This is a genomic window from Sphaerochaeta sp. (assembly GCF_050178175.1).
Classification (GTDB): Bacteria; Spirochaetota; Spirochaetia; order Sphaerochaetales; family Sphaerochaetaceae; genus Sphaerochaeta.
The window spans coordinates 5,906-10,669 of record NZ_JBFXGH010000075.1; the positions used below are offsets into that span (position 1 = coordinate 5,906).

4 protein-coding genes are annotated in these 4,764 nt (G+C 49.1%); 2 read left to right on the forward strand and 2 right to left on the reverse strand.

The genetic code is table 11. From position 1 onward, the window contains the following. Positions 1 to 117 precede the first annotated feature (117 nt). A complete protein-coding gene (locus tag AB7S66_RS08740; protein ID WP_428519124.1) occupies positions 118 to 1,095 on the reverse strand; it encodes a tripartite tricarboxylate transporter substrate binding protein in 978 nt (325 codons plus the stop codon). A gap of 326 nt (positions 1,096 to 1,421) precedes the next feature. Here AB7S66_RS08740 and gtfA point away from each other — a divergent pair, with 326 nt between their 5' ends. Both gtfA and AB7S66_RS08750 read left to right on the forward strand, forming a co-directional pair. Continuing rightward, complete coding sequence (gene gtfA, locus AB7S66_RS08745) at positions 1,422 to 2,849, forward strand: sucrose phosphorylase (protein ID WP_428519126.1); 1,428 nt, start codon at positions 1,422 to 1,424, stop codon at positions 2,847 to 2,849. A gap of 1 nt (position 2,850) precedes the next feature. Then, complete coding sequence (locus AB7S66_RS08750; protein WP_428519128.1) at positions 2,851 to 3,810, forward strand: LacI family DNA-binding transcriptional regulator; 960 nt, start codon at positions 2,851 to 2,853, stop codon at positions 3,808 to 3,810. Here AB7S66_RS08750 and AB7S66_RS08755 read toward each other — a convergent pair. Beyond that, positions 3,811 to 4,764: GNAT family N-acetyltransferase (locus AB7S66_RS08755; protein ID WP_428519130.1), on the reverse strand; the 954-nt coding region annotated here is incomplete at its 5' end.

A 4,764-nucleotide genomic window follows, 5' to 3' on the forward strand; every position in this document is an offset into this window, starting at 1 on the left:
GATATCCATGTTTTTTTTAGTCATCTACTTCTCCAAATATCTGTAGATTAGCATTAAATATCGTCCCCAATCGATGCTTGAGGACGATATATCTCTTTACTCCGTCTTCAAGACAGATCAGTCATCAACAAACTCAATCCCGAGCTCATTGACCAAGAACTCAAGCTGCTTCTCAGCATCTGCAATAACAGTTGCAAAGTCATTGCGGTCAAGATAGACAGGCTGATAACCCGCATCGATCAAGAACTTACGGATGGTCTCGTCCTGCATGGCCTTGCCGATGGCTTCGTCAAGAATTCTCACCTTCTCAGGATCGGTACCCTTGGGAGCAACAAAACCACTGTAGTTACCCATTACTACATCAATGCCAAGTTCCTTGAGGGTAGGTACATCAGGATAGGAAGGGTGACGCTCAGCAGATGCAATTGCAAGCAGTCTCAACGCACCAGAGTCAACGTGTGCAGAAAGGTCTGGAAGAGGAATGTTGGTCATATCAACGTGTCCACCCAGAAGTGCTGTTACCGCTTCTGCATAAGCAGGATACGGGATATGATTCACTTTGATGCCAGCCATGGCTTCAAAGTAAGAAGCATAGATGTGAGCACTTGCACCAGAACCAGAATTGGAATTCTTAAGCTTTCCAGGGTTGGCCTTTGCATAGTCCAACAAGTCCTGCAGGGTCATGAATGGGCTGTCAGCATTGACGGTAACTGTTGCAGGGATGGTGATGACCTGACTGATCAACTCAACATTGTGGATGTCTGGATATACCGGAGAGACATACTTTGCAGAGACAGTGGACATGGAAGTGGTTCCAATGACATAGCCATCATTGGGGGATTTTTCAATTTCCAGTGATCCTACAACACCGCCACCACCAGGTTTGTTCTCAACAACAAAGGGTACCCCAAACTGTTTCTCAAGGTGGCTGGCCACAGGACGGGTCAGAACGTCAGTCATTCCACCAACGGACCAAGGGATGATAACCCTTACACTCCGCGAGGGATACGTTTCAATAGCCTCTTCCTGCGTTCCGTTAGCAAGTACAGGGAAAGCAAGCATGAGAATGACAGCTAAAATCAACAGTTTCTTCATTGTCTCCTCCTTAGGAGTGTGCCACAGCTTGTAGCACAGCATAATTGTTGCATGCAACTTTTCTTTATTGCATGCAACAATCTTACCCTATATGAGGAATCTGTCAAGAACTTTTTTGCATTTCTTTGTTATCGGTCAAAGAATATGTTTTGGGAAATACAGATAGTTCGCTAAAAACCATAGTTTATTGAGTCCTATCCATCACTATTCCTGGAAAATCGTACGCTTTACACTCCCTGAAAAATAGCATACTGAAAATATGTCAAACGCTTGACATATACCTTACGGTATAGCATAGTGAAATCTCAAACCAGATGGAGGAAGCTATGAAAAATGGAGTCATGCTTATCACCTATCCCGACTCAATGGGATCTAATCTTTCCGACTTGGATACAATCCTTTCCAAACATTTCAGCAAGGCATTGACCTCATTGCACATCCTCCCGTTCTTTCCCTCCTCAGGGGACCGGGGCTTCGCACCATACACCTATGAAGAGGTAGACCCAGCCTTTGGCTCCTGGAAAGATATCGACCATCTTGCAGAAACCTATGACCTGGTCTTCGACTATATGATCAACCATATCTCCGCCAAGAGCCCATTGCTGAAGAAGTACCTCGCCGAGGGTCCTGACTCTCCAAGCAAGGACTACTTCATCGACTATGAGACCTTTTGGGGGGGAGAACCCACTCAGGAGCAAATCCAGAAGATTTACAAGCGAAAGCCAAAGGACCCCTATGAAACAGTTACCTTCTCTGGTGGTGAGAAAAGGAAACTCTGGTGTACCTTCAGTGCAGAACAAATTGACTTGAACGTACAGACTGATCTGGGAGAATCCTTCATGGAAGCGAATCTTGCCAGGCTTGCCCAGCATGGAGCAAAGATTGTTCGCCTGGATGCGTTTGCCTATGCAGTCAAGAAGAAGGACACCGACTGTTTCTTCGTTGAGCCGGAGACCTGGCATCTACTGGCCAAATGCCGCAGTGTAGTCGAGAAATATGGCTCTGACGTGCTGCCTGAAATCCATGAACACTACTCCATCCAGCTTAAGCTTGCCAGCCATAGCTATCCTGTCTATGACTTCGCATTGCCTATGCTGATGCTCCATGCTCTCTACTTCCACCAGACCCAGTACCTGAAAAACTGGTTTGCCATCTGTCCCAGAAACCAATACACCACACTTGATACCCATGATGGAATCGGCGTGGTGGATGTCTACGGCCTTCTGCCTGATGAGGAGATTGAGGCAACCAAGGAACATCTCTACGATCATGGGGCAAATGTCAAGAGAATCTACAACAGCGAAACGTACAACAACCTGGATATCTACCAGATCAACTGCACCTATTACTCCGCCCTGGGAGAAAATGATCGTGCGTACCTGCTTGCCAGGGCAGTCCAGTTCTTCAGCCCAGGCATTCCTCAGATTTACTATGTGGGAATGCTCGCAGGAAGCAATGACCTGGAACTGCTTGAAAAGACAAAGGAAGGGAGAAACATCAACCGGCATTATTACACCAAGGAAGAGGTTGATGAGGTGGTCAAGCGACCGGTGGTGGTTGCTCTACGTCTGCTGATGGAACTTCGCTCCTCCCACCCCGCCTTTGATGGCATCTTCCAGATGGTGGAGCCCACTGATGAAGAGCACTTGGTCATCACCTGGGAACACAGGGGAAGAGCCATAACCCTGAACGCTGACTTCGCATCCTACTCCTTCACGATTGAGGAAGGGGATCATACCCTGATGAGGCTGTAATATGCCTACAATCAAGGATGTTGCCCTTAAAGCAGGCGTTACTGTCACCACCGTTTCCAGGGTCATGAACAACCGGGGCTATTTGAGTGAGAAAACAAAGGAAAAAGTGCGTCAGGCAATGCAGGAACTGGACTACCATCCCAGTGAGGTAGCTCGTTCCCTTGCCCAGAAGCAGACAACCCTGCTGGGGGTTATCGTCCCCTCCCTCTTGCATCCTTACTACAGCGAAGTGATCAATGCCTTGGAATACCATGCCTCCATCCTAGGCTTGAAGCTCCTTGTCTGCAATGCACAACGCAATGCACAAAAGGAAGCCGAGTACATCGACATGCTCAAGGCAAACAAGGTTGCCGGAATCATTCTCTGTACCCAAAGCAGGAATTCCATCCGCTCTCTCGTCAATCTTCCGGTGGTTACCCTGGAGCGCTCCATCAGCCCTTCAGTACCAGCTGTTCTGTGCGACAACGGTATGGGTGGTCGCCTCGCTGCAGAGCATTTGCTCTCCCAGGGGTGCAAGCATCTGGTCATGATAAATGGAGGGCGATCAAGCGAGGAGCGTGTACAGGGGTTCACCCAGAGGTGTGAGGAGGCTTCAGTTTCCTTTCATGTGGTACAGGCCAGCAAACGACAGTTCAACCAGCTTGATTATACCGACCTGATCAACACCCTCTTCACTGACGATCCCGCCATCGATGGGGTCTTTGCATCAAGTGACGTCATTGCCGCCCAAGTCATCCAGATTTGCCACAAGCGTGGACTGTGTATCCCAACGGAAGTAAAGGTCATCGGATTTGATGATGTTGATCTTGCCCGGCTCCTAAGCCCGGCACTCTCTACCATCCATCAGCCTATCGAAGAGCTCTGCGCACAGGCAATCCAGACCATTGTCGGCTGGGAGCGTACAGAAAGGCAAAGCCGCATCGTACTCCCCGTCAGCCTGGTTCAGCGTTCCAGCACCTGATCAGCCAATCTGCTCTTCTGTCTCTTCCTCGGAGTCGGCACTGAGAATCCTATCCATCTCCTGATGTACCGCCTGGGTATATGGTCCGAGGTCGAACATCGTCCTCAGACGTTGGAAGAGGGGACGGACGAAGTGCCTGAGCTGGGACCTATCCTTCTCCAAGGTGGACTTGCTCTGCAAGACCAGTACCGTCACCTCAGAGGGGGAATTATAGGATCCAACTTCCACAAACCCAAACTTCTTGTACAGCTTCTTGGTCTTGGTATCGTCAGCAAACACGTCGATGATCAGCTCCTCAACACCGACTGCTCGAGCCAGCAGGAAAACCAGGATGATCAAACCGATGGAGGCAGAGGTGTTCCGCATCTCAGGAAGCACTGCAAGGCGAATGATTTCAGCACACTTCTTGGTCTTCAGGACTGGTTCAATGTCGAAGTACTTGGATATAGGGAGCGGCCAGAAGTGTTCACTGGTCATCAGGGAGACCGTTCCAACAGGTTGCAATCCCTTGGAAGCAAGAATATGTATTGCCTTCTCATCCTCCTTCCGGTGGATTGACTCCTCGATATAGCCCTTCTCTCCCACCAGTACCTTCCGTTGGATGAAAAAGACATCATTCATCCCATGGTGGTCCTCCACCAAGGAGAATTTGATGACTTCCTTGCTCTCTTCGTTGAGAGGGAATATAGCAGTGAACTCCGACCCTTTTCCCACTTCACTGCGAACACGGATTCTCCCGCGCATCTTGTCCACAATGCTGTAACAGTTGGCAAGGCCCAGCCCTGTACCCTTTCCTGGAGCCTTTGTGGTAAAGAATGGAGTGAATAGCTGGTTCATATGCTGTTCAGGAATACCACAACCTGTATCAGCAACTTTCACCTGTACAAAATCATCCTGCTCAATACAGCTGAGCGTCAGTGTCCCCCTGCCATCCATAGCCTGGAAGGCGTTGAC

Excerpts from the sequence above, each read along its gene's own strand:
- AB7S66_RS08750 (WP_428519128.1), top strand. The coding sequence starts at position 2,851 with ATGCCTACAATCAAGGATGTTGCCCTTAAAGCAGGCGTTACTGTCACC.
- AB7S66_RS08740 (WP_428519124.1), bottom strand. The coding sequence starts at position 1,095 with ATGAAGAAACTGTTGATTTTAGCTGTCATTCTCATGCTTGCTTTCCCT.
- gtfA (WP_428519126.1), top strand. The coding sequence starts at position 1,422 with ATGAAAAATGGAGTCATGCTTATCACCTATCCCGACTCAATGGGATCT.